The 23,760-nt window shown below is 66.1% G+C and carries 16 protein-coding genes and 1 pseudogene; 7 read left to right on the forward strand and 10 right to left on the reverse strand.

The window, feature by feature from the left end; translation table 11 throughout:
• Positions 1-21: 21 nt before the first annotated feature.
• The 6 genes and pseudogenes from Q0Z44_RS07280 to dnaA all read right to left on the reverse strand — a co-directional run bounded on the left by Q0Z44_RS07280 (position 22) and on the right by dnaA (position 9,672).
• Positions 22-438: a hypothetical protein gene (locus Q0Z44_RS07280; protein ID WP_298011481.1), complete on the reverse strand. Its 417-nt coding sequence runs from the start codon at positions 436-438 to the stop codon at positions 22-24.
• Positions 435-2,573, reverse strand: coding sequence for a class I SAM-dependent DNA methyltransferase (locus Q0Z44_RS07285; protein WP_298011482.1), 2,139 nt, complete (start codon positions 2,571-2,573; stop codon positions 435-437). The genes Q0Z44_RS07280 and Q0Z44_RS07285 overlap by 4 nt, the downstream gene beginning before the upstream one ends.
• A 153-nt stretch (positions 2,574-2,726) precedes the next feature.
• A pseudogene (gene gyrB, locus Q0Z44_RS07290) lies at positions 2,727-5,198 on the reverse strand (DNA topoisomerase (ATP-hydrolyzing) subunit B); the annotation flags it as partial.
• Positions 5,199-5,343: 145 nt separating this feature from the next.
• Positions 5,344-6,279: a PEP-CTERM sorting domain-containing protein gene (locus tag Q0Z44_RS07295; protein ID WP_298011484.1), complete on the reverse strand. Its 936-nt coding sequence runs from the start codon at positions 6,277-6,279 to the stop codon at positions 5,344-5,346.
• A gap of 141 nt (positions 6,280-6,420) precedes the next feature.
• Complete coding sequence (gene dnaN, locus Q0Z44_RS07300) at positions 6,421-7,563, reverse strand: DNA polymerase III subunit beta (RefSeq protein WP_298011485.1); 1,143 nt, start codon at positions 7,561-7,563, stop codon at positions 6,421-6,423.
• Between the two features lie 594 nt (positions 7,564-8,157).
• A complete protein-coding gene (gene dnaA, locus Q0Z44_RS07305) occupies positions 8,158-9,672 on the reverse strand; it encodes a chromosomal replication initiator protein DnaA (protein WP_298011538.1) in 1,515 nt (504 codons plus the stop codon).
• Positions 9,673-10,122: 450 nt separating this feature from the next.
• Here dnaA and rpmH point away from each other — a divergent pair, with 450 nt between their 5' ends.
• From rpmH to yidC, 4 genes are all read left to right on the forward strand, one after another.
• The gene (gene rpmH, locus Q0Z44_RS07310; RefSeq protein WP_109038111.1) at positions 10,123-10,257 is read left to right on the forward strand and encodes a 50S ribosomal protein L34; all 135 of its coding nucleotides are present in this window, start codon (positions 10,123-10,125) and stop codon (positions 10,255-10,257) included.
• A 141-nt stretch (positions 10,258-10,398) separates the two neighbouring features.
• A complete protein-coding gene (locus Q0Z44_RS07315; RefSeq protein ID WP_298011486.1) occupies positions 10,399-10,911 on the forward strand; it encodes a ribonuclease P protein component in 513 nt (170 codons plus the stop codon).
• Complete coding sequence (gene yidD / locus Q0Z44_RS07320; protein ID WP_298011487.1) at positions 10,908-11,243, forward strand: membrane protein insertion efficiency factor YidD; 336 nt, start codon at positions 10,908-10,910, stop codon at positions 11,241-11,243. Before Q0Z44_RS07315 ends, yidD begins: the two co-directional genes overlap by 4 nt.
• Positions 11,240-12,925, forward strand: coding sequence for a membrane protein insertase YidC (yidC, locus tag Q0Z44_RS07325; protein ID WP_298011489.1), 1,686 nt, complete (start codon positions 11,240-11,242; stop codon positions 12,923-12,925). Before yidD ends, yidC begins: the two co-directional genes overlap by 4 nt.
• Before the next feature lie 96 nt (positions 12,926-13,021).
• Here yidC and Q0Z44_RS07330 read toward each other — a convergent pair whose 3' ends face one another.
• Complete coding sequence (locus Q0Z44_RS07330) at positions 13,022-13,150, reverse strand: hypothetical protein (protein WP_281262557.1); 129 nt, start codon at positions 13,148-13,150, stop codon at positions 13,022-13,024.
• A gap of 120 nt (positions 13,151-13,270) precedes the next feature.
• Positions 13,271-14,257 (reverse strand): sterol desaturase family protein, encoded by a 987-nt coding sequence (locus Q0Z44_RS07335; RefSeq protein WP_298011491.1) that lies wholly within the window; start codon positions 14,255-14,257, stop codon positions 13,271-13,273.
• A 155-nt stretch (positions 14,258-14,412) separates the two neighbouring features.
• On the opposite strand from Q0Z44_RS07335, the gene mnmE reads away from it, so the two are divergent.
• The 3 genes from mnmE to Q0Z44_RS07350 all read left to right on the forward strand — a co-directional run bounded on the left by mnmE (position 14,413) and on the right by Q0Z44_RS07350 (position 17,543).
• Entirely contained in the window at positions 14,413-15,861 is a 1,449-nt protein-coding gene (mnmE, locus tag Q0Z44_RS07340; RefSeq protein WP_298011492.1) for a tRNA uridine-5-carboxymethylaminomethyl(34) synthesis GTPase MnmE, read from the forward strand.
• Between the two features lie 24 nt (positions 15,862-15,885).
• On the forward strand, positions 15,886-16,389 hold the full coding sequence (locus Q0Z44_RS07345; protein ID WP_298011494.1) for a cyclic nucleotide-binding domain-containing protein: 504 nt from the start codon (positions 15,886-15,888) through the stop codon (positions 16,387-16,389).
• Between the two features lie 92 nt (positions 16,390-16,481).
• Positions 16,482-17,543 (forward strand): two-component system response regulator, encoded by a 1,062-nt coding sequence (locus Q0Z44_RS07350; RefSeq protein ID WP_298011495.1) that lies wholly within the window; start codon positions 16,482-16,484, stop codon positions 17,541-17,543.
• 35 nt (positions 17,544-17,578) lie between these two features.
• Here the strand turns inward: Q0Z44_RS07350 and Q0Z44_RS07355 are convergent, their stop codons facing one another.
• Positions 17,579-21,619, reverse strand: coding sequence for a response regulator (locus Q0Z44_RS07355; protein WP_298011496.1), 4,041 nt, complete (start codon positions 21,617-21,619; stop codon positions 17,579-17,581).
• Positions 21,620-21,733: 114 nt separating this feature from the next.
• Positions 21,734-23,749, reverse strand: coding sequence for a monovalent cation:proton antiporter family protein (locus Q0Z44_RS07360; RefSeq protein ID WP_298011497.1), 2,016 nt, complete (start codon positions 23,747-23,749; stop codon positions 21,734-21,736).
• Positions 23,750-23,760 lie beyond the last annotated feature (11 nt).

Below are 23,760 nucleotides of genomic sequence, written 5' to 3' on the forward strand. Positions count from 1 at the left end.
ATTGGGCGTGACGGATGCCCTTTAGTGGCTCAGTTTTGCTCGTGATTCAACAGCCTGCAGTACGTAGTACAGGTAGACCGGATCTACCTTGCTGCGGTCCACGCGCAAGTGTCTGGCAAAGCTCGAGCACAGCACCGGTCGACCTTCGCGAGAGGCCAAGAACTCAGCGGTCACCAGAGCTGTCCGACCCGTTGATTGTTTGGCTGTACCGCCGGCTGTTTCCAGCAGGATGTCGTTGGCTTGCAGCGCCTTGCGCTCTACCAAATGCTCAGGGATCCATCGCCTGGGCAACTCAATGCCCGGGCTGTTCAAGTCTGCGAAGTCGGTGCCACGAATCACATCGCACAACACATGCCCAGGTGCCTCTTGGCCTTCTCCCCATTCACCATCTTTGGTTTCAAGCAGTAGATCTGAAAACAGAATCGGGGCTTGCTTCACTTCGGCTGCTCCTCGCCAAGGAGCGCGGCAACGTTGGCCCCAATTGCCTGCTGCAACACCAATGCTGCGCTGTTCAGTGTCTGGAGCTGATCTCTCGACTCGGCCAAGTCAGACAGAAACTCTGCTTCCGTCTTCCCATCCTCCTCAATCACCACCCCCACGTACCGCCCGGGGTTCAGCGACCAATCCTGCTCGGCCATCTCGTCGCGGCTGGCCAGCTTGCACAGCCCGGTCACGTCTTCATAGCTGGCCTTGGGGAAGCGCTCTTGCAACCAGCTCACGTGCTGGTAGTACAGTTCAGCGGCCTTCAGCTCGTCGTGCAGGGCCTGCACGGCTTCTTTCACGGCCTTGGTCTGGCGGTTGGCCGCGGCGCGCTTGCCCTCGGCCTTGGCGGCATCGGCCTTGCGCTTGTCCATCTCACGAATGGCCTTGTCCAGCGCCTTCACGGCGGCATGCAGGCCATCGAAGAAGGGCGTGAAAGTCTTACGCAGTGCGTGCTGGGCTGTGTTGCGACCTTCAATCGTCTGCTTCTGGCCCTTGGCGTGCTCATGCTTGGCCTGGGCCTGCTTCAGGTCGGCCAGTTGCGCCCACTGGGCTTGCAGGGCGGCAATGGCGTCGCGTGCAGCCTGGGTGGTGTGTGGATCGGCCTCATCCGTTTCTTCGGCCAACACGGCCAGCAGGCGCTTGCTCAAGCCCGGCAGGTGGTCGGCAGCTTCGTGCAGTTGCGCCATGCCTTGGTGCAGGTAGCGGTCCACCAGGTCAACGAACTCCTGGCGGCGGCCCTTGTGCAGGCGCGGGATGATGGCGATGTTCTGGATCTGCTCGTCGGTCAGCTCGCGGTGTGCCCGGTCCACCTGGGTGAAGATGTTGCGGGCGTCGATGAACAGCACCTTGTCGTCCGCCTTGCCCTTGTCGAAGAACCACAGCGTGGCGGGCAGGGTGACGGTGTAGAACAGGTTGGACGGCAGGGTGAGCATGCCGTAGATCAGGTTCTGCTCGATCAGCGTCTGGCGGATGTCGGCTTCAGAGTGCCGCGCGTCTGAGGCCGAGTTGGCCATGACCAGGGCCGCCCGGCCACCCGGTTTGAGCGAGGTGGCGAACAGGTTGATCCACAGGTAGTTGGCGTTGGGCACCGTCTCGACGGCTCTCTCTTTGCCGTCTTTGTCTTGCTCTTTGGCCTTGCCTTTGGCTTTGGTCTTGTTGCGCGGCACGCCGTAGGTGTTGAAGCGCTGGTCGTGCTCCACGCCATCCAAGGCCACGTCGTCCACGTTGAAGGGCGGGTTGGCCATCACGTAGTCGAACGCGCCATAGGCGTTGAACGGGTCTTCGTAGTAGGTGTTGGCCTGCTTGATGTCGCCGCGAAGGTTGTTCACGGCCAGGTTCATCTTGGCCAGCTTGACGGTTTCCAGCGTCTTCTCGGTGCCGCACACGAACACGTCCAGGTCAGCGGCCTTGTCGGCCTGGTGCCGCTGGATGAATTCGGCCGATTGCACGAACATGCCGCCCGAGCCACAGGCCGGGTCGTAGACCTTGCCGCCATGGGGCTCGATCACCTCGGTCATCAGCTTGACGACGGAGCGCGGGGTGAAGAACTCGCCACCGCCCTGGCCTTCGCTGAGCGCGAAGTTGGCCAGGAAGTATTCGTAGATCTGGCCGAACACATCGCCTGTTGCATCCACCGGGATGTCCGAGAACAACTTGAGCAAGTCCTTGGGGATGTGCTTGTTCTTGGGGCTGCGGGTGAAGCGGTCGTATTCCTCTTGGGGCAGCACGCCCAACAGCTCGGGCTTGCTGTTTTCGATGCTGGCCATGGCGCGGCGAATGGCCTTGGCGATGTCTTCCTTCTCAGGCAGCTTGAGCAGGTAGTCGTAGCGTGCGAAGTCTTTCAGGAAGAAGCCGCACTTTTCGATGGCGATCTCGTCCAGCGGCTTTTCGCGGCGGGTGCCCTTGAGCTTGTTGTAGGCCTGCAGGATGGCGTCTTCGTGCTGGCGGTACTTGTTGTCTGCAAACTTCAGGAAGATCAGGCCCAGCACGGGCGTGCTGTATTCGCTGGCTTTGAGGTCGGAGTTGGCGCGCAGCTTGTCGGCAGCGGCCCAGAGGTCGCGCTCCAGCTTTTTGAGTTGTTCTCGGTTCATGGTTCAAATCGTATCGGAGCGTTGACGAGACGTGGTCTGGTCGTATATGTCCGCGAAGCACAGAAATGACTACGCCCGGACAAGCCGGGCGTTTCGTCAAAGACGATTTGCAGGAAGTGCGAATCTTTGCAAATTCAATGAGAACCTACAGCATCACGCGTCGATGTTCGTCGCCCTCAACGCATTCGTCTCGATGAAGTCGCGCCGCGGCTCGACCTCGTCGCCCATCAGCATCGTGAACACGCGATCCGCCTCAAGGGCATCCTCGATCTGCACACGCAACAGACGGCGCACGTTCGGGTCCATCGTCGTCTCCCACAGCTGCTCGGGGTTCATTTCACCCAGGCCCTTGTAGCGCTGGCGGCCCACCGAGTTCTCGGCTTGCTGCATCAGCCAGGCCATGGCCGCGCGGAAGTCCACGACCTTCGCTTCCTTGGCCTTCTCGCCTTCACCACGGCGCACCACGGCTTCGTCCGTCAGCAAGCCCTTGAAGGTGGTGCCAGCCTTGGCCAGCGCCTCGTAGTCGGCACCGTGCACGAAGTCGGGCGTGAGGATGCTGTATTTGGTGTTGCCGTGGAAGATGCGGCTGATGCGCAGGATGTGCTTGTCGCTGCGGGCGTCGAACTCCGCCGTCACCTCGGCGTTGTGCAGTGCGGCCTTCAGCGCGGCGGCGCTCTGCTCGGCGTCTTCCAGCGTGTCCAGGCTCAGCGTCAGGCCATTCGCAATGGCACGCAACGCCTCGATGTCCATCCAGTTGCCCAGGCGCTCGACCACACTGTTGGCCGTCACGTAGGCATCGGCCAGCTCCTTGAGCTGCTCACCAGCGATCGCCGGCTTGCCCTTCCCAGGCTCCACCACCGCGCCATCCAGCGCCACCTTGGTCAGGTACTCATCCAGCGCGTGTGCGTCCTTCAGGTACTGCTCCTGCTTGCCATGCTTGACCTTGTAGAGCGGCGGCTGCGCGATGTAGATATGGCCACGCTCCACCAGCTCCGGCATCTGACGGAAGAAGAAGGTCAGCAGCAGCGTGCGGATGTGGGCACCGTCCACGTCCGCGTCGGTCATGATGATGATGCGGTGGTAGCGCAGCTTGTCCGGGTTGAAGTCGTCGCCGCCCGCACCGCGGCCGATGCCGGTGCCCAGCGCCGTGATCAGCGTGAGGATTTCGTTGCTGGTCAGCAGCTTCTCGTAGCGGGCCTTCTCGACGTTCAGGATCTTGCCGCGCAAGGGCAGGATGGCCTGGAACTTCCGGTCGCGGCCCTGCTTGGCCGAACCACCGGCGGAGTCACCCTCCACGATGTAGATCTCGCACAGCGCGGGATCCTTTTCCTGACAGTCGGCCAGCTTGCCGGGCAGGCCCAGGCCGTCGAGCACGCCCTTGCGGCGCGTCATCTCACGGGCCTTGCGGGCGGCTTCACGGGCGCGGGCCGCTTCCACAATCTTGCCGCAGATGATCTTGGCGTCGGTCGGGTTCTCCAGCAGCCAGTCGGTCAGCAGGCGGCTGACGATGTCTTCCACCGGCGCCCGCACCTCGCTCGACACCAGCTTGTCCTTGGTCTGGCTGCTGAACTTGGGCTCGGGCACCTTCACGGACACCACGCAGGCCAGGCCTTCGCGCATGTCGTCACCGGCGATCTCGACCTTGGCCTTCTTGGCCAACTCGTTGTCGTCGATGTACTTGTTGATGACGCGAGTCATCGCAGCGCGCAGGCCCGTCAGGTGGGTGCCGCCATCACGCTGCGGAATGTTGTTGGTGAAGCAGAGCACCGACTCGTTGAACGAATCGTTCCACTGCATCGCCACTTCCACGCCGACGTTCGTGCCCTGTTCCGACACCTTGTCGCCGATGGCGTGGAAGATGTTGGGGTGCAGCGTGCTCTTGCCCTTGTTGATGAACTCGACAAAGCCCTTGACGCCGCCGGCGTAGGCGAAGTTGTCTTCCTTGCCGTTGCGCTCGTCGATCAGGCGGATCTTGACGCCGTTGTTCAGGAACGAGAGCTCGCGCAGGCGCTTGGCCAGGATGTCGTAGTGGAACTCGTTGTTCTGCTGGAAGATTTCGGTGTCGGGCAGGAAGTGCACCTCGGTGCCGCGCTTCTCGGTCTCGCCGGTGATGCGCATCGGGCTCGTCATCACGCCATCGCGCTCTTCGAGCAAACGGTCCTGCGGAATGCCCTGCTTGAAGTCGATCTGGTGCACATGACCATCGCGGCGCACCGTCAGGCGCAGCCACTTCGACAGGCCGTTCACACACGACACGCCCACGCCGTGCAGGCCACCGGAGACCTTGTAGCTGTTCTGGTTGAACTTGCCGCCAGCGTGCAGCTCGGTCAGCGCGATTTCGGCCGCCGAGCGCTTGGGCTCGTGCTTGTCGTCCATCTTCACGCCGGTCGGGATGCCGCGGCCGTTGTCCACCACCGAGATCGAGTTGTCGGTGTGGATGGTGACGACGATGTCATCGCAGTGGCCGGCCAGGGCTTCGTCGATGGAGTTGTCGACCACCTCGAAGACCAGGTGGTGCAGGCCGGTGCCGTCCGACGTGTCACCGATGTACATGCCGGGGCGCTTGCGCACCGCCTCCAGGCCCTCGAGGATCTGGATGCTGCCTTCGCCATAGCCGGTGTCGGCCTGCGCGGCGGTCACGGCTGGTTGTTGGTCGGGAGAAGGCGTCACGTCGCTCATGGAATGGCCCTGGGAATGAAAAAGAGCCCTGGCTGACTCGACAGGGCTCTGACATTTTAGTCCGAGCTGTGGTGCGCCCGGACCACAGTGTTCAACGGCGGCGGCGCGCCACCAGCGCCAACCCGCCCAGACCCAGCAGCATCAGCGCCTGGGTGCCGGCTTCGGGCACCGCGGGCGGGTTGCCAGGTTCGACGGGTGGGGGCGTCCAGCGCGTCAAGACGGAAATGCTCGCCCATGATTGCATCGCAAACTCCAGCACCAATTCCACCGACTCGGCGCCGCCGTTGTAGTAGCCAATGGAGAGCGTCTTGCTCATCGACTGGGTGTCGGTGTCCGAGGCGCTCAGCAGCACCGACGTGTACGCGTCCACCGTGTCCACCAGACCGTGTTGCAAGGCGAAATCATCCGGTACATCGTTGAAACCACCGGACCAGAAAGACAGGAAAGTCAGCGCTCGCTGTTCGATGTAGACATCCTGGTCCTCCGTGAAGGCCTGGCTGAACGCCGAGCCCGACAGGAGGGCGGTGTTCACGGTCGCCATGGCGGTCGCTTCGGCCTCGATCACGAGCGCCGTCCTGGCAGACAACGTCAGTCCATACGATTGCACCGGCACGGAGAAGTCGTCCGGCCAGTAGGCCAGCCCCGCCGCGGCGAGCAGATCGGGTTCCGTTCCGGGTACATAGGCTTCGGTTGTCAGTGCCGTGCGGACAGACAGCCCCGAATTGCTCACGAGCAGCTCGACGGATCCGTCCGGGCTGCTGAGGCCACCGTTCTGCGTGCTGAACAGACCTCCTGCAACGGGCGACACCACCGGCTCGCCACGGTTCACGCTGTAGCCGATTTCGATCCTGCTCAGGCTGTTGAACTGCACCCACGGGGCAATGCCATCGTCGGGATCGAGGTCGATGAGCCGGTAATTCAGCCCACTCACCGTGAGCGCACCTTCGTTCACATACAAGGCAGCCGACACCGGCAACGCCATCCCGATCGATGCAGCAGCCGCAGCCGCCCATAGACGCATGCGCATGGATCCCCTCCTGTCCGTTTTCATGATGGCTCGAGCCTAGGGGGCACGGAGGGCCGGGCGCAATCAACCCACCGGGGGACATCGCTCGAAAAAGCCGCAGGACGGCAGCGAATGGCCCCTGAAAACAGGACAGGCGCGCGATCAGATGCGCATCGGCATCACGACGTACTTGAATCCCTCGAATTCCGGATTCGTGATCAGCGCCGAGCTGTTGGCGTCCTGCAGCGACACGGTCACCATGTCCTGGCTCATGTTGGCCAGCACGTCCATCAGGTAGCCCACGTTGAAGCCGATCTCGAAGCTGTCGCCGCCGTAGTCGATCTCGAGCTCTTCCTTGGCCTCTTCCTGCTCGGCGTTGCTCGAGGCGATGCCCAGCACGCCAGGCGCAAAGTTCATGCGCACGCCCTTGAACTTCTCGGACGTCAGGATGGCCGCGCGCTGCAGCGAGGCCAGCAGCGTGGCACGGCCCAGCGTGATGTGGTTCTTGTGGTTCTTGGGGATGACGCGGTTGTAGTCGGGGAACTTGCCCTCGACCAGCTTGGTGACGAACTCCAGTCCGCCGAAGCTGAACTTCGCCTGGTTGCCGGCAAAGCGCATCTCGATCATCGGCTCGCCGCTGTCCCCATTGCTGCCTTCCTTGCCCTTGCCGTCGTCCTTCAGCAGGCGCTGCAGTTCCAGCACGGTCTTGCGCGGCAGGATGACCTCCTGCTTGGGCATGTCGACATCGAGCGTGGCCTGGGCCAGCGCCAGGCGGTGGCCGTCGGTGGCCACCACCGTCAGGCTGTTGCCTTCGGCCACGAAGAGGATGCCGTTGAGGTAGTAGCGGATGTCGTGCACGGCCATCGCGAAGTGCACCTGACCGATCAGCATCTTCAAGGTCTTCTGCGGCACGCTGAAGGCGGGGCCGAAGTCGGCCGCTTCCTGCACCAGCGGGAAATCTTCAGCCGGCAGGGTCTGCAGCGTGAAGCGGCTCTTGCCCCCCTGCAGCGTCAGCTTGTTCTGGTTGGCTGTCAGCGAGACGATCTGGTCGGACGGCAGGCTCTTGAGGATGTCGCCCAGCTTCTTGGCGCCCACGGTGATGGCGTAGTCGCCTTCGTCGCCGTCGAGCTGCGCGGTGGTGCGGATCTGGATCTCCAGGTCGCTGGTGATCAGCTCGAGCTCAGGGCCGCGCTTGCGCATCAGCACGTTGGCCAAGATGGGTAGCGTGTGGCGCCGCTCGACGATCCCCCCCACCGACTGCAGGGCGGCGAGGACTTTTTCCTGGGCTGCTTTCAACACAATCATCTCAGTCTTTCAAATTGGTCGTTGTAGTAGAGGACGACTTTTTCTGTGAACAACGCTGTTTTGTCCTGACCGATCAAGCCCTTACGCCACGGACAAACCTGTGCATCGTACCCGGGAACGCCGCATGGGAAACAGACAACAACTCCGGCGCGAAGCGACACCCTGTGGACAAGCGGACAGTTGTCCTTTTTCTGTCCACAAGCTTGTTGGCTTGACAGCGTGAGCATTGTGCGTGCAGGGCGCTTCGGTCGGGGTTCGAAGCGGGTTGAACGTGCGCCGGTTTTCGAAAACACGCATGGCTGTTATCTACACCAATGACTTCAGTTTCAAAGGTAGTGGTTGTAGTAGAGGGCGGCCTGTTCTGTGCACAAGCCGGATTTTGCCAAGGGCGACAAGCACTTGCCTTCATGAAAAGCGTGTGGAGCGCGCACCGGTTGCCAGGTGCACGGCATGACAACAACCTTTGCAAAACCGTCGACCCTGTGGACAACCACGGACTTGTCCTTTTCTTGTCCACAGCGTTGTTGGCTTGACAGGCAAAAAAAAAGAGGCCGAAGCCTCTTGGATCCATGCAGGACGGATGCCAGGTGGGCCTCAACCCTTGAGCGTCTGCTCCAGCACGTGGAGTTGCTGGTTGAGCTCCGTGTCCTTGGCGCGGTCGCCCGCGATCTTGCGCACGGCGTGCAGCACGGTGGTGTGATCGCGGCCGCCGAAGAGCTCGCCGATCTCGGGCAGGCTCTTCTGCGTCAGTTCCTTGGCCAGGTACATGGCGATCTGACGCGGCTTGGCGATCGAGGCCGGGCGCTTCTTCGAGTACATGTCCGCGACCTTGATCTTGTAGAAGTCGGCCACCGTCTTCTGGATGTTTTCCACCGAGATCTGGCGGTTCTGGATCGACAGCAGGTCCTTCAGGGCCTCGCGCGCCAGGTTGATCGTGATCTCCTTGTGGCTGAACCGGGCGAAGGCCAGCACCTTGCGCAGCGCACCTTCGAGCTCGCGCACGTTGGCGCGCACGTTCTTGGCGACGAAGAAGGCCACGTCTTCCGGCATGTCGATGCCTTCCTGGGCGGCCTTCTTGATCAGGATGGCCACGCGCATTTCCAGCTCGGGTGGCTCGATGGCCACCGTCAGGCCGGAGTCGAAGCGCGAGGTCAGGCGTTCATCGATGTTGGCGAGGCCCTTGGGGTAGGTGTCGCTCGTCATGATGATGTGCGCCTTCTTGGCCAGCAGGGCCTCGAACGCGTTGAAGAATTCTTCCTGGGTGCGGTCCTTGCCCGCGAAGAACTGCACGTCGTCGATCAGCAGCAGGTCGAGCTGGTGGTACTTGGCCTTCAGCTCGTCGAAGGTCTTGCGCTGGTAGTTCTTCACCACGTCAGAGATGAACTGCTCGGCGTGCAGGTAGAGGATGCGCGCGTCGGGCTTGTCGGCCAGCAGGGCGTTGCCCACGGCGTTCATCAGGTGGGTCTTGCCCAGGCCGACGCCACCGTAGATGAACAGCGGGTTGTACATCTGGCCCGGCGCACCGGCCACGTGCAGCGCGGCGGTGCGCGCCATCTGGTTGGCGCGGCCGGGCACGAGGTTGTCGAAGGTGAGCGCCGGGTTCAGGCCCATGACGCGCGGGTGACCCCGGCCCGCCTGGCTGGCGGCGGCCGCTTCGGCGTGCTGCTGCAGTTGGGCGTTGACCTGGCTCGCCTGTTGCGGGGTCAGCATGGCCGGCCCGCCTTGCACCGGCGTGGCGTGGCCCGATGCCGCGGCCGGCGCGTTGGGGGGCAGGGCTCGACCGGGCAGCACCATGCCGGGACGCACCCCGGTGCCACCCACGGGCAGGGCCGCGCGCGGCGCCAGGGCGATGTCCATGCGCACTTCACCGGGCTGCAGTTCGGCCAGGATGGCCTCGATGCGGGCGCTGTACTGCGTGCGGATCCAGTCCAGCATGAAGCGGTTGGGCACCCGCACGCCGACCAGGGTCACGCCGCCGTCCTGGGCGACGTCGGCCGGAGGCAGCGGACGGATCCAGGTGTTGAACTGCTGCTCCGGCAGTTCCATGGCCAGGCGAGCGCAGGTGCGCGCCCACAGCGTGGCAGGGTCGGAAGCAGAGGAAGGGGTCATGTCTGCTCCCAGGTCGTGGGCGGGGGCAGGCAGGTCGGCGGCGCTCATGTTGTGGACAAGTCCTTCTTGGGGTGCGAATTCTAAGCGCCCCGGGCGAGGTTGCGGACAGGTTATCCACAGATTTTCACCCAGCTCAAGCATGTGCTTTGCGGTGGGCTGCCCCTCCGTGGTGCAAGCGGGCGAGGCATGCAATCGCCGGGCCGGCGTACATCGGGTTGCGCCGGATTTCGCTTCTTCGGTTGACCATCGGGCATAAAACTGCTGTAATCGCGGGTTCGTCCGGCTGGGGCTTTTTCCGCCGGCGTCACCCCCACGGCAATTGCATCGTGTGGGTTCAACGAGTCAACAACAGAACCCTGGGCCGCAAGCGCCCCGCATTGGTTGTCCGGCCCGGATGTTTTCCGGGGCAGAGCAGCAGGTGTGGGCTTTCAGGCCTGATGAAGGACCACCATGAAACGTACCTACCAGCCCTCCAAGACCCGCCGCGCCCGCACCCACGGTTTCCTGGTGCGCATGAAGACCAAGGGTGGCCGCAAGGTCATCAACGCCCGCCGCGCCAAGGGCCGCAAGCGTCTGGCTGTCTGAGCCTGACGGGCCCCACGCGAGCGGCGCCGGCCTGTGGCCCGGTCCGCCTGCCATGAACCCGGTGCGGTCCGCACCGGGAGCGTGGTCTGAACGAGGCCGGGCATTGCCCGGCTTTGTTGCGACTTGACACCCCCTCATACCGTGCGTGCACCCAGCCTGAAAGCCACTGATTTTCACAGGGCTTTTGGAACACGTCCGGTCTCGCGCACGGCGCACTTCGTGCTGCATGTGCTGCCGCGCCAGCCTGTCGGCTGCCCGGGTCCGGGTGAGTTGTCAACACCCTCGCTGCCTTCGGGGTTCGAGGCTGTGGAAGACATCGGCATCGTGACCCCGTGGCGGCTGGGCATGGTCCTGCCGAAGAAGCAGGCTCGGCGCTCCGTGACGCGCTCCCTCATTCGCCATCAGGCCCGCGATGCCTTGCGCCGGTATGGTCCCCTGGTCGGGGCAGCCGCCTGCGCCCAGGGTGCCGAGGGCTGGGTGGTGCGTCTGAAGGCACCGTTCGATCGCCAGCAGTTTCCCAGTGCCGCCTCGGCTGCGCTGGGTGCGGCCGTGCGCGCCGAACTCGACCAGCTCTGGTCTCATCTGCTCAAACCCGCCCGTTCTGCCCCGCCTGTCGTCCCCGCCGCTTCAAGCGGCAAGGAAGCTGGGGCATGATGACCGGCGTTGCATCCCTGGCTGCATGGGTCCACCGCGTGTGCGCCCTGGTGAGCCGGGGGATCAACGGGGTGTTGATCGGTGTGGTGCGGGCCTACCGCTTCTTTCTCAGCCCCTGGCTGGGATCGGCCTGCCGGTTCACACCCACCTGTTCTCAGTACGCGCTGCAGGCGCTCGAGCGCCACGGGCCGGCCGCCGGTTCCTACCTCGCGGCCCGTCGCCTGCTGCGTTGCCATCCGGCCTGTGCCGGTGGCCATGATCCGGTGCCCGATCGGGCGCCGGGCCTGTTTTCCCGTCTTTGCAACCCTTCGTCGGATTCACCTCGCTCATGAATGATCTGCGTCGCACCCTGCTGTGGTCGGTGTTTGCCGTCTCACTGCTGATGTTGTGGGATGGCTGGCTGCGGCACACCGGCCAGCCGTCCTTGTTTGCGCCTGCGCCAGCTGTGGCGACGGCCCCCGCGTCGGCAGCGAGCCAGGGTTCGGTGCCCACCGCCGCCGCCCTGCCCGGTACGGCACCTACTGTGGCAGCAGCGGCCTCGGCCGAGGCTTCCGCGCCAGCCGTGCCGCGCGAGCTGGTCACCATCACCACCGATGTGGTGAAGGCCACCGTCGACACCGAGGGCGGCAGCCTGGTGAAGGTTGAGCTGCTCAAGCACAGCGACCAGCACGAAAGTGGCCGCAACATGGTGGTGCTGGACAAGACGGCCACCCACACCTATGTGGCCGAAACAGGGCTGGTGGGCCAGCGCGCCGGCGAGACCCTGCCCAACCACACGACGCCGTTCACGGTGCAGCCGGGCAACCGCACGCTGGCCGATGGCGCCGATGCGCTGACCCTCACGCTGGCATCGCAGCCGGTCAATGGCGTCAAGCTGGTCAAGACCTACACCTTCAAGCGCGGCGACTACGCCATCGGCGTGAAGCAGGAAGTGGTCAACGCCTCGGCGGTGGCCGTGCACCCGCAGGTCTACCTGCAGCTCACGCGTGACCGCAGCGACCCGGCGGCGGCGGCTGGCCCGGCCTTCCTGGGCGGGCCGGTGGCCTACACCGGCATGGCGGTCTACAACGAGAAGGGCAAGTACCAGAAGCTGTCGTTCGATGATCTGGACAGCGGCAAGGCCGCGTTCGAGAAGACCGACAAGAGCGGCTGGGTGGCCATGGTGCAGCACCACTTCGCCTCGGCCTGGCTGAACAATGAGCCGGTGGAGCGTGAGTTCTTCGGCAAGAAGATCGGCACCGGCCTGTACGCCACCGGCATGCTGTTCAGCCTCGGTGAGGTCGCCGCAGGCCAGAGCAAGGCCTTCGAGTCGACGCTGTTCGTGGGCCCGCAAGAAGAAAACCGCCTGAAGGCGCTGGCCGAAGGCCTGGAGTACACCAAGGACTACGGCTGGACCCACATCATGGCTGCGCCGCTGTTCTGGCTGCTCGACAAGCTGCACGGCATCCTGGGCAACTGGGGCTGGGCCATCGTGGCACTGGTGGTGCTGCTGAAGGCCGCCTTCTACTGGTTGAATGCGAGCGCCTACCGATCGATGGCCAAGATGAAGGCGCTGAACCCGCGCATCCAGCAGCTGCGCGAGAACCTGAAGGACAAGCCGCAGGAGATGCAGCAGCAGATGCTGAAGATCTACCGCGAGGAAAAGGTCAACCCGATCGGCGGCTGCCTGCCCATCCTGATCCAGATCCCGGTGTTCATCGCGCTGTACTCGGTGCTGTCGTCGTCGGTGGAGATCCGCAACGCGCCGTGGATCGGCTGGATCACCGACCTGTCGGTGAAGGACCCGTACTTCGTGCTGCCCCTGCTGATGACGGCCTCGACCCTGCTGCAGACCTGGCTGAACCCGACGCCGCCGGATCCGGTCCAGGCCAAGATGATGTGGATCATGCCGCTGGTGTTCTCGGTGATGTTCTTCTTCTTCCCGGCCGGCCTGGTGCTGTACTGGCTGACGAACAACATCCTGTCGATTGCCCAGCAGTGGATGATCAACAAGCAACTGGGCGTGCAGAACTGATCGCCCCGGTCTGAAAAGACAAAGCCGCCTGCGCAGCAATGCCAGGCGGCTTTTTTCATGCAGCGCGGGCGGCGCTGCAGACGAGGGGACGCGCGGTCAGTCGCGCTTCTGGCGGCGGCTCATGAGCAGGGCGGCGCCGGCAGCAGCCAGGCCCAGCGTCCAGAGCGAGGGATCCTGGTTGTCGGGCACGCCGAGCCGCAGGAGATCCTGAATCAGGTCAAACATGGCGGTTTCCTCCGAGGGGTTTGGTTCTTGTTGCAACGCAACAATGATGCCATGGTGGAAACCCGCAATGACGCGGTGATGACACACCTTGCACCGCGAGATGGCGGGGCGTGCGCCAGTTCAGGGCGCGGCCGTGGGCTGGGGCGCGCCAGCGGGGTGCGCGAGGCCGCCGGGGGCCGGGGCCGAGGCCATGCTGCTTCCCGCTTGCGCCGGGCTTGCGTCCTCGCGGGCTCGGCGCGCCTTCATGTGGGCCCAGGTGAACGGCACCAGCTGCTGGCCCAGAAAGCCGTGCAGCGGGTAATGGCGTTCGTCGAACAGGCCGAGCCGCTCGGGCGCGCGGCGGCCCTGCGGGTAGACGAAGGTGCCGAAGAGGTGGTCCCACAGCATGACGATGCTGTAGTTCTTCGCCTCGTCGATGCGGTTGGAGTGGTGCCAGCGGTGGATCTCGTTGGTGCCGATCAGGTAGTTGAGCCAGCCGAAGCGAAAGCGCACGTTCATGTGCGTGATCGTGGCCAGCACGCTGCCGATCACGCCGCTGAGGATGAAGGCCTCCTGGCTGACCCCGGTCTGGAAGGTGACGAACACGGGCACGATGCGGCGCCAGATCAGGTCGAGCGGGTGGGCGCGGCTGGCGTTGAGCACGCTGAGGCGGTGCGCGCAGTGGTGCACGCTGTGCAGACGCCAGAAGAAGTCGACCTCGTGCCCGATGCGGTGGGTGACGTAGAACATGAAGTCGAACACCAGCCAGGCCACCAGCACCTGGCCCCACAGCGGCAGGTGGTGGGCGGCCCAGGTGTCGGGCAGCACGCCGTACTGGAAGAGCAGGCCAGTGCCGGTGAGCGCCACGAGCGCGTGGATGACGAAGTTCTGGAAGCCGGTGACGGCGATCAGCATCAGGTTGTGCAGCACATCGGTACGCACCTCACCCGGCTCGAAGCGGTTCGGCGTTTCTGGCCACACGTATTGGAGGCCCGTGCACAGCGCGTAATAGGGAAAGAGGAAGTGCGTTGCGATCGGCGTAGGGTCGAAATCGAAATGCAGCACCGTGGCGATGCCGAGCGCGACCGAGCCGAAAAGAAAGAGCCAGCTGACGCAGTGACGAACCATGCAACGACCTCCATTCACCCTCAGGTTAGGAGGGGCGGCAAGGGCCGTCATCGGGGTTTGCGCGGCGCAGCCCTTGGATCGGGGGGACTGCCGGTGACAATGGCGGGCGGCCCAGCGACACGCGGGCTGCAGCAAGGCAAAGGATGGAAGCGGAGATGGTGAACACGCAGGGTCAGGTCCCGATTGTGGCGGTGGCCACGGCGGCGGGGCGCGGTGCAGTGGGGATCGTGCGGGTGTCGGGCCGGGGTCTGGACGCGCTGGCGCAGGCGCTGTGCGGGCGGGCGCTCGCGCCGCGGGTGGCCACCTACGGACCTTTCCGCGACGCGCGGGGCGACGCGATCGACCATGGCCTGGCGCTCTACTTTCCGGCGCCGCACAGCTACACCGGCGAGGACGTGCTCGAACTGCAGGGCCACGGCGGCCCGGTGGTGATGCAGCTGTTGCTGGCGCGGTGTCTGGAAGCCGCGGAAGAACGGGACGCGGCCACTGGGCAGGCCCGCTTGCCCGGCTTGCGGCTGGCCGAGCCGGGCGAGTTCACCCAGCGCGCCTTCCTGAACGACAAGATCGACCTGGCCCAGGCCGAGGCGATTGCCGACCTGATCGACGCGAGCACCGAGGCGGCGGCGCGCTCGGCCAGCCGGTCGCTGGGCGGTGCGTTCTCGCGCGAGGTGAACGCGCTGCGCGACCGGATGGTGAACCTGCGCATGCTGGTGGAAGCCACGCTCGATTTTCCGGAAGAAGAGATCGACTTTCTGGAAAAGGCCGACGCGCGCGGCAAGCTCGATGGCCTGCTGGGCGCGCTGGAGGCGGTGCTGGCCCAGGCGCGGCAGGGCGCCCTGTTGCGCGAGGGCATGCAGGTGGTGCTGGCCGGGCAGCCCAATGCGGGCAAGAGCTCGCTGCTCAATGCCCTGGCCGGGGCCGAACTGGCCATCGTCACGCCGATCGCCGGCACGACACGCGACAAGGTCAGCGAAACCATCCAGATTCACGGCGTGCCGCTGCACGTGATCGACACGGCCGGGCTGCGTGCCGAGCACGAGGCGGCCGACGAGGTCGAGCGCATCGGCATGGCGCGCAGCTGGGAGGCCATCGCCCAGGCCGATGCCGTGCTGTTCCTGCACGACCTGACGCGGGTGGACGACGCGGTGTATGCGGCCATCGATGCCGACATCGCCGGCCGGCTGCCCGACGGTGTGCCGGTGGTGCACGTGTTCAACAAGGCCGATGCGTGCGCCGATGACGCCGGGCTGCGCATGCAGACCTGGCTGGGCACCCGCCAGGCCGAAGGTGAGCAGGCCGTGGCGCTGTCGGCGCGCACGGGCACCGGGCTGGACGGCCTGCGTGAGCGCCTGCTGGCCCTGGCAGGCTGGCAGGCCGGCGGCGAGGATGTCTTCATCGCCCGGCAGCGGCACGTGCAGGCGCTGCGTGTCGCGCGGGCGCATCTGCAACAGGCGCAAGCCCATGCCGCACTGCGGGATGGGGCCCTCGATTTGCTGGCGGAAGAACTTCGCCTGGCGCACAATGCCCTGGGCGCCATCACCGGCGCCTTCTCGGCCGATGACCTGCTCGGTGAAATCTTCACCCGCTTCTGCATTGGCAAATGACGCAGCCCTGGACGATGCCGGTCGGTGCGCGCTGAACCGCACGGTGGCAACGAGGACAAGATGGACGGCAACGAACTGATTCAGGCCATTCAGACGCTGAACACGGACGATGCGTTCCGGCCGCGTCTGGATCCCCAGCAATGGCGCACCTTTGTGCAGTACCTGACCCGCCACGAATTGCGGGCAGGTGACCTGCTGATCAAGCAGGGTGACCGGGAACGGACGGTGTATTTTCTGGGGCAGGGGTCGCTGCAGGTCTTTGTGACCGGTGCGGCACCCGGGGCGAGCCGCATTGCCATCCTTCGGCCCGGGGCCATGTGTGGCGAGCCGGCGGTGTTTGCCGATGTGCCGCGCTCGGCCAACGTCGAGGCCATGACGCCCTGCGTGGTGTTTGCCTTGCGGCTGCCGCGTTTCGAAGAGCTGATGGCGCGCGTGCCGCTGGTCGCGGCCGAAGTGTTGCGTGCGGCGGGCAACGTCATGGTGGTGCGTCAGCGCAGCAACCTGAGCCGCCAGGTGCCGGCCGCCTGAGACTGCGCCGCATTCGCCTCGACAGCCGGGCCTGGGGCTGTCCAAGATCACAAATCAAGAAAACAGCAACGGTTTCAGTGGAGTGAACAAGGATGTCCCCCCTTCCGGCCCTGCGGCGTCCCACCATTCTGGTGGCGGACGACTCGCCCCAGAACATCGAGCTGCTGTCCAGGGTGCTGGGGCAGGACTACCGCATCAAGGTGGCGACCTCGGGTGACAAGGCGCTGAAGATCGTCTACTCGGACGAGCCACCCGACCTGGTGCTGCTCGACATCATGATGCCCGACCTGAGTGGCCACGAGGTGTGCCGTCGGATGAAGGCCAACCCGGACCGCCGCCGCATCCCGGTCATCTTCGTGACGGCGATGAGCACCATCGAGGACGAGGCGCTGGGTCTGAGCCTGGGCGCCGTCGACTACATCACCAAGCCGATCAGCCCGCCGCTGGTGCAGGCGCGGGTGCGCACGCATCTGGCGCTGTACGACCAGTCGCGCGAGCTCGAGCGCATGGTGGCGCAGCGCACCAGCGAGCTGGTGGCCACGCGCCAGCAGATCATCCGCCGGCTGGGCCGCGCCGCCGAGTACAAGGACAACGAGACCGGCAACCACGTGGTGCGCATGAGCCACATCGCGCGGCTGGTGGCGCAGCAGGCCGGCATGGGGCCCGAGGCGGTGCAGCTGGTCTTCCAGGCCGCGGCCATGCACGACGTGGGCAAGATCGGCGTGCCGGACCACATCCTGCTCAAGCCAGGCCCATTGACCGACGAAGAGCGCCAGATCATGCGCCGCCACCCGCAGATCGGCGCGGACATCCTCGGCAAGCACGACAACGAACTGCTGGCGGCGGCCCGCACCATTGCGTTGACCCACCATGAGCGCTGGGACGGCACGGGCTACCCCCAGGGGCTGCAGGGCGAGCAGATTCCGATCTTCGGGCGCATCGTGGCGCTGGCCGATGTGTTCGATGCGCTGATGACGCGACGTCCTTACAAGCCGGCGTTCAGCGCGCAGCAGTCGCTGGCCATCATGGCCGACGAGCGCGGCAAGCACTTCGACCCGACCTTGCTGGACTGCTTCTTTGCGCAGCAGTTCGAGATCCTGCGCATCATGAACCTGTACGCGGACGAGCGCGGCACGGTGAGCGACGCCGCCTGAGAGGGTGAACGCGGGCCCCGCCGGGGCTCCCCGGTTCAGACCGGGATGGCGCGCAGCGCCTCGGCCGCGGCCTCGAAGTCGTACTGATCGAGCGCGCGGCGCACTGCCACGGCCTCGGGGTGATCGGCCAGTTCGGGGCGCAGTTCCAGCAGATCCGCCATGACCTCGCGGGCCTGCGCATCGTTGTCGGCCACCAGCTGCCGCAGACGGGCCCACAGCGGCTGGGTGCCCGGGTCGCGCAGGGCGGCTTCCTGGCGTGCCCGTTGCGGCACCGAGGGTTGGGACAGCTGGGCGATGTCAGCGAGCACGGCGTCGAGTGCCGCCACGGTGGCCTGGGCCTCTGCCTGGACGGCCGGTGTGTCGGGCCCACCTTGAAGCAGCGCACCTTCCAGTGCCACACAGTGCTGGAACAGCGTGCGCGCGCCGATGTTGCCGGCCAGGCCCTTCAGCCCGTGCACCACCTCGGTGGCCTGGTGCGCGGTGGTGGCCGCGGCGAACTCGGTGGCGAACTCCGCATGGTTGCGGGCAAAGCCCCGCAGCAGGCGGCGGTAGAGGTCGACATTGCCCATGCAGCGCGCGACGCCATCAGCCATGTCGAGCGCGGCCATGTCGGGCAGTGCGGGCTCGAGTGCCTCGGGCGCCGGGGGCGAGGACAGCACCTGACTCGGCTTGATCCAACGGGCCAGGATGGCGAACATCTGGTTGAGGTCGAGCGGCTTGGTGATGTGGTCGTTCATGCCCGAATCGAGCACCCGCTGGCGGTCACCGGCCATGGCGCCGGCCGTCATCGCGATCACCGGCAGATGGGCCCACGCCGGGTTGGCGCGGATGTGCTCGGTGGCGGTGTAGCCGTCCATCACGGGCATCTGGCAGTCCATCAGCACGCCGTCGAACGCACCGTCGGCGTTGAGGCGGTCGAGCGCCTCCTGGCCGTTGGTGGCCACGACGACCGTCATGCCGGCCCGCTCGAGCAGGTCACAGGCCAGTTCGCGGTTGAGCGGCTGGTCTTCCACCAGCAGCACGCGCGCGCCGGCCAGGTCGCGCTGGGCCTGCTGCAGCACGCGGTTGGCGGCACGGGGCCCCGGCGGGGCGGCCAGGTCTTCGCCCAGCACGCGGCCCAGGGTGTCGACCAGCGTCGATGGCGTGACCGGCTTGTGGATGATGCCGGCGAGCTCCAGCCCCTCGGCGGCCTGCAGCGCCTCTTCGCGGCCGAAGGCGGTGACGAGCAGCACGCAAGGGCGCTGTTCGGGCGGCATGGACAGGGCGTGGCGCGCGAAGGTGATGCCGTCCATGCCGGGCATCTTCCAGTCGGTCAGCAGCAGGTGGTGCGGGCGGCCGGCCTGCATGGCTTCGCGCAGGCGCTCGAGCGCGTGCTCGCCGCTGTCGCACACGTCCACATCGAGACCGAGGCGGCGCACCATGTCGCCCAGCACCTCGCGGGCCGAGGCGTTGTCGTCGACCAGCAGCACCCGTTTGCCCTGCAGTTCGCTGGCCAGCAGGGCACGGCGCGCCAGCGGCTGGGTCTGCAGGCCGAAGCGCGCGGTGAAGTGGAAGGTGCTGCCTTCGCCGGGCTGGCTGTGGGCCCAGATGCGGCCGTTCATCATGTCGACCAGCTGTCGGCTGATGGCCAGGCCGAGGCCGGTGCCGCCGTACTGGCGGGTGGTCGAGCTGTCGGCCTGGGTGAACGGCAGGAACAGGCGGTCGAGCTGCTCGGGCGACAGGCCGATGCCGGTGTCGGACACCCAGAAGTGCAGGGTCACCTCCGAGGCGTCAAGCCGCTGCACCTCACAGCCGATGATGACCTCGCCGTGCTCGGTGAACTTGACCGCGTTGGTGCCCAGGTTGATGAGCACCTGGCCCAGTCGGGTCGGGTCGCCGATGAGGGCCGTCGGGATGTCGGGCGGGGCGGTGAACAGCAGCTCCAGCCCCTTTTCCTCGGCGCGCACGCCCAGCACGTCGGCCATGTGGCTGACGACCGTCTCCAGCTGGAACGGCGTGCGCTCGAGCTCCAGCTTGCCCGACTCGATCTTCGAGACGTCGAGCACGTCGTTGAGGATCTGCAGCAGGTTGGCTGCCGCGCCGTGGGCCTTGGTGATGTAGTTGCGCGCCTTGGCGGGCAGCTCGTCGATCAGCGCCAGGTGGGTCATGCCCATGATGGCGTTCATGGGGGTGCGGATCTCGTGGCTCATGTTGGCCAGGAAGCGGGACTTGGCTTCGGTGGCCGCCTGCGCCGCCTGCTGTGCGGCCCGCAACGCGGTCTCGGCGCGCTTGCGCTCGGTGATGTCGCGCAGGATGGCGCAGACCTGCCGCTCGCCGTCGTGCTCGAAGGGGATGGCGACGACCTCGGCTTCGAAGGGCACGCTGTCGAAGCGGGTGTGACTCCACTCGAAGCGGTAGGGTTTGCCGGCCAGCAGGTGGTCGTGCACGGCCCGGGCCACGGCCAGCACCTCGGGCTGCTTGAGCAGGTGAGGGGAGGTCAGCGGCGCCTCGTGCAGCTTCAGGCCGATCAAGGCTGTCGGGTGGTCGGCGCCGAACATGGTCAGCGCCGTGGGGTTCACACGCGTGATGCTGCCCTGGCTGTTGGAGAAGAAGAAGGCCAGCGGTGCGTTGGCGAACACCGCCTGCGTGCGTGCTTCCACCTGCTTGCGCTCGCTGATGTCCGTCCAGTAGCCATTGAAGGTGCGCGTGCCATCGGCTGCCGTCGTGCACTGGCTTTCGCATTCGATCCACCAGGGGCGGCCGGAATGCCGCACGGTGAACTCGCTGCGGGTCTGCGGGGGCTCGCGCAGGTCGGCGTCGATCAGGCGCCACACGCGCTCCGGGTCTTCCTTCAGGTCTTCGGGCGTGATGCCGATCAGTTCGCGCAGGCCGGCGCCCAGGAAGGTGAAATGCCCCTGCCGTGCGCCGGCCGGGATGCGGTATCGGAACACCGTCAGCGGCAGCGCGTGCGCCATGTCGGCCAGGTCGCGGTGGGCCTGTTCCTGCAGTTCGTATTGCCGCAGGCGCTGCCCCACCAGCAGGATCACGCCCAGGCCGCTGAGCCACAGCAGCGCCGCACCGCCCCCCCAGGCCGCGATGATGGGGGTTTCGCCTTCCAGCGGAATCAGCGACCAGGCGATCAGGCCGCCATAGCTCAAGGGCCGGGAGATGGCCAGGTGCGGCCCGTCCATGCGGTGCACCACCGTCATCCGGTGGCCCCGCACGCGCGCGGTGTCGAGCATCCAGCCCAGTTCGTTGGGCACGCGCAGATACAGGTCCTTCATGGCGCTGGTGCCCAGGTTGATCGGGCCTTGCAGCGGCGTGTGGCCGAGCACGTCCGACACCTGGCTGCTCATCAGCACGACGCCATGGGGATCGGTGACCAGCAGCTTGCGCCACGGGTCGTCGAACAGACGGCCCAGCACGGTGGCGCCCTGCTTGACGACGACCACGCCAGCCGGGGCGGCGCTGTCACCGATCCGCGCTGAAAAGTAGAACCCGGGCGAGCGCGACACACGGCCCACGGCGAACTGCGTGCCGCTGCCATGCGCCATGGCGTCGGCAAAGTAGGCCCGTCCGCGGTAGTTGCCGCCAATGATGTTGACGGCGCTGTCGATCTCGCTGAAGGCCACGCTGGTGCCGAAGCGGTCGAGCACGAAGATCTGTTCGACATCGAAGTCGCGCGCGGTGGCATGGAGCAGCAGGCTGGCCGGGCGCACGGGGGGCTGGCTTTCGAGCACGCCGCGCATGCGCGGGCGGTCGGCCTCGGTGAGGCGCTCTGAGCCGGGCACCTCGACCTCTTGCAGCAGGGTGGTGACGGCCGTCTGCCGGCCCAGGGCGCGGGGCAGGGCGGCAAGCTGGCGGAACTGGCTTTCCAGCGAGCCGTGCAGGCTGTCCAGCCGGTGCTGCGCGGCCGTCACGCGCTCGGCGCGGTGGTGGTCGATCTGGCGGTAGACCAGGGCGGCGGTGCTCAGCGTCACCAGCGCGGTCCACACGCCGGCGGCCAGCCAGAGCCGGCGATTCAGCCGACGTGGCGAGCGGGACCGGTCGTCACGGGGGGAAGCAGCGGTCGACTCGGGGTTGGACAGCACGTCCATGCGGGGCTCTCCTGGTGCCTGATGCGGGAGCGCGGGCCCCGGCCTTTTGGCGCAAAGTGTGCCGCGAGTCGCTGCGCAGGCCTAGAGGGACATCCAGCCGATGCCGCGACATTTTCAGCCTTTGAGCAACACGCTTTCGGCACGTGCAAGATCCTGCGGTCGGCCCGACAGCACCAGGGTGTCGCCCGCTTCGAGCAGCAGACCCGGCGACGGGGACATCACCGCCCCCTGGGCGCGGCGCACCGAGACCACCGTCACGCCGACGCCCGCCGGATCCAGGCTGTCATCGAGCGTCCGTCCGACGCACACCGAGCTTGGCTCCAGCGTCACCGACTGCAGACGCTGCAATTCGAGTTCATCGACGCTGTCGTCGTCGGCTCCGTGGAAATACCCGCGCAGCAGACCATAGCGCGCCACCCGCTGGTCCTGCACCAGGCGGATCACGCGGCGGATGGGCACGCCCACCAGGGCCAGCGTCTGCGAGGCCAGCATCAGCGAGCCCTCGATGGCTTCGGGCACGATCACGCTGGCGCCCGCGGACTGCAGCTCGTCGAGCGACTGGTCGTCAATCGTGCGCACGGCCACCGGCACATGGGGGGCGTGCTCGCGCACGTGGTGCAGCACCTTGTTGGCCGTGGGCGTGTCGGGGTAGGTGACGACCACCGCGGCAGCGCGTGTGAGGCCCGCGGCCACCAGGCTCTGCAGGCGGGTGGCATCGCCGAAGACGACGTTCTGCCCCGCAGCCGCAGCCTGGCGCACGCGGTCGGGATCGAGGTCGAGCGCCATGTAGGGAATGTGCTCCTGCTCCAGCAGGCGCGCCAGGTTCTGGCCGCTGCGCCCGTAGCCGCAGATCACGACGTGCTTCTCGGTGTTGATGGCCTTCGAGGCGATCTTCGTCATCGCCAGAGACTGCATCAGCCAGTCGGTGGCCGACACCTTCATCACGATCCAGTTGCTGTAGTGGATGATGAACGGCGTGGCCAGCATCGACAGCACCATCGAGGCCAGCAGCGGGCTCTGCACGTGGTGCGGCAGCAGCTTCTGCTCGGCGGCGAGGTTCAGCAGCACGAAGCCGAATTCACCAGCCTGAGCCAGATACAGGCCGGTGCGCAGCGCCACGCCGGTGGGCGCGCCGAACAACCGGGCCAGCGCCGCCACCAGCCCGAGCTTGAACAGCACCGGCACCGTGGCCAGCAGCAGCACCAGGCCCCACTGGTTGACCAGGCTGTGCCAGTCGAGCTTCATGCCGATCGTGATGAAGAACAGCCCGAGCAGCACGTCGTGGAAGGGCCGGATGTCGGTCTCCACCTGGTGTTTGTATTCGGTTTCGGCGATCAGCATGCCGGCCACGAAGGCGCCCAGCGCCAGCGACAGCCCGAAGTGCTCGGTAAGCCAGGCCAGCCCGAGGGTGACGAGCAGCAGGTTGAGCATGAAGAGCTCTTCGCTCTTGCGGCGCGCCACCATGTCCAGCCACCAGTGCATCACCTTCTGGCCACCGGCCAGCAGCACCGTCAGCAGCGCGGCGGCCTTCAGGCCGGCCAGTGCCAGCGTGCGCGTCAGCTCGCTGGCGCTGTCTCCCAGCGACGGAATCAGTACCAGCAGCGGCACCACGGCCAGATCCTGGAAGAGCAGGATGCCCATCACGCGTCGGCCGTGTTCGCTTTCCAGCTCCAGCCGCTCGGCCATCAGCTTGACGACGATGGCGGTGGAGCTCATGGCCAGCGCGCCACCCAGGGCCAACGCGCTCTGCCAGCTCAGCCCCCATCCCAGCAGTCCACCCTCGACCCCCAGCCACGCCAGGCCGGCACCCAGCGCCAGATGCCCGAGCAGCGTGGCCAGCATCGTCAGCCCCACCTGGCTCAGGCCCAGCCCGAACACCAGCGACTTCATGCTCTTGAGCTTGGGCAGATTGAACTCCAGCCCGATCACGAACATCAGGAAGACGACGCCGAACTCGGCCAGGTAGCTCACGCCGGCCGAGTCCTTGGCCAGGGCCAGCGCATTCGGCCCGATCACCACCCCCACGGCCAGGTAGCCCAGCATCGGGGGCAGCTTGATGAGCCGGCACAACACCACGCCAATCACGGCGGCAAACAGATAGAGCAGTGTGAGGTCGAGCGTGCTGGCCATGTTGTCCCTAG

It is taken from the genome of uncultured Aquabacterium sp., from assembly GCF_947366995.1.
Lineage (GTDB): Bacteria > Pseudomonadota > Gammaproteobacteria > Burkholderiales > Burkholderiaceae_C > Aquabacterium.

Excerpts from the sequence above, each read along its gene's own strand:
- yidC (WP_298011489.1), top strand. The coding sequence starts at position 11,240 with ATGAATGATCTGCGTCGCACCCTGCTGTGGTCGGTGTTTGCCGTCTCA.
- dnaA (WP_298011538.1), bottom strand. The coding sequence starts at position 9,672 with ATGACCCCTTCCTCTGCTTCCGACCCTGCCACGCTGTGGGCGCGCACC.
- Q0Z44_RS07360 (WP_298011497.1), bottom strand. The coding sequence starts at position 23,749 with ATGGCCAGCACGCTCGACCTCACACTGCTCTATCTGTTTGCCGCCGTG.
- yidD (WP_298011487.1), top strand. The coding sequence starts at position 10,908 with ATGATGACCGGCGTTGCATCCCTGGCTGCATGGGTCCACCGCGTGTGC.
- dnaN (WP_298011485.1), bottom strand. The coding sequence starts at position 7,563 with ATGATTGTGTTGAAAGCAGCCCAGGAAAAAGTCCTCGCCGCCCTGCAG.
- mnmE (WP_298011492.1), top strand. The coding sequence starts at position 14,413 with ATGGTGAACACGCAGGGTCAGGTCCCGATTGTGGCGGTGGCCACGGCG.
- Q0Z44_RS07285 (WP_298011482.1), bottom strand. The coding sequence starts at position 2,573 with ATGAACCGAGAACAACTCAAAAAGCTGGAGCGCGACCTCTGGGCCGCT.
- Q0Z44_RS07335 (WP_298011491.1), bottom strand. The coding sequence starts at position 14,257 with ATGGTTCGTCACTGCGTCAGCTGGCTCTTTCTTTTCGGCTCGGTCGCG.
- Q0Z44_RS07355 (WP_298011496.1), bottom strand. The coding sequence starts at position 21,619 with ATGGACGTGCTGTCCAACCCCGAGTCGACCGCTGCTTCCCCCCGTGAC.
- Q0Z44_RS07350 (WP_298011495.1), top strand. The coding sequence starts at position 16,482 with ATGTCCCCCCTTCCGGCCCTGCGGCGTCCCACCATTCTGGTGGCGGAC.
- Q0Z44_RS07330 (WP_281262557.1), bottom strand. The coding sequence starts at position 13,150 with ATGTTTGACCTGATTCAGGATCTCCTGCGGCTCGGCGTGCCCGACAAC.
- Q0Z44_RS07295 (WP_298011484.1), bottom strand. The coding sequence starts at position 6,279 with ATGCGCATGCGTCTATGGGCGGCTGCGGCTGCTGCATCGATCGGGATG.
- rpmH (WP_109038111.1), top strand. The coding sequence starts at position 10,123 with ATGAAACGTACCTACCAGCCCTCCAAGACCCGCCGCGCCCGCACCCAC.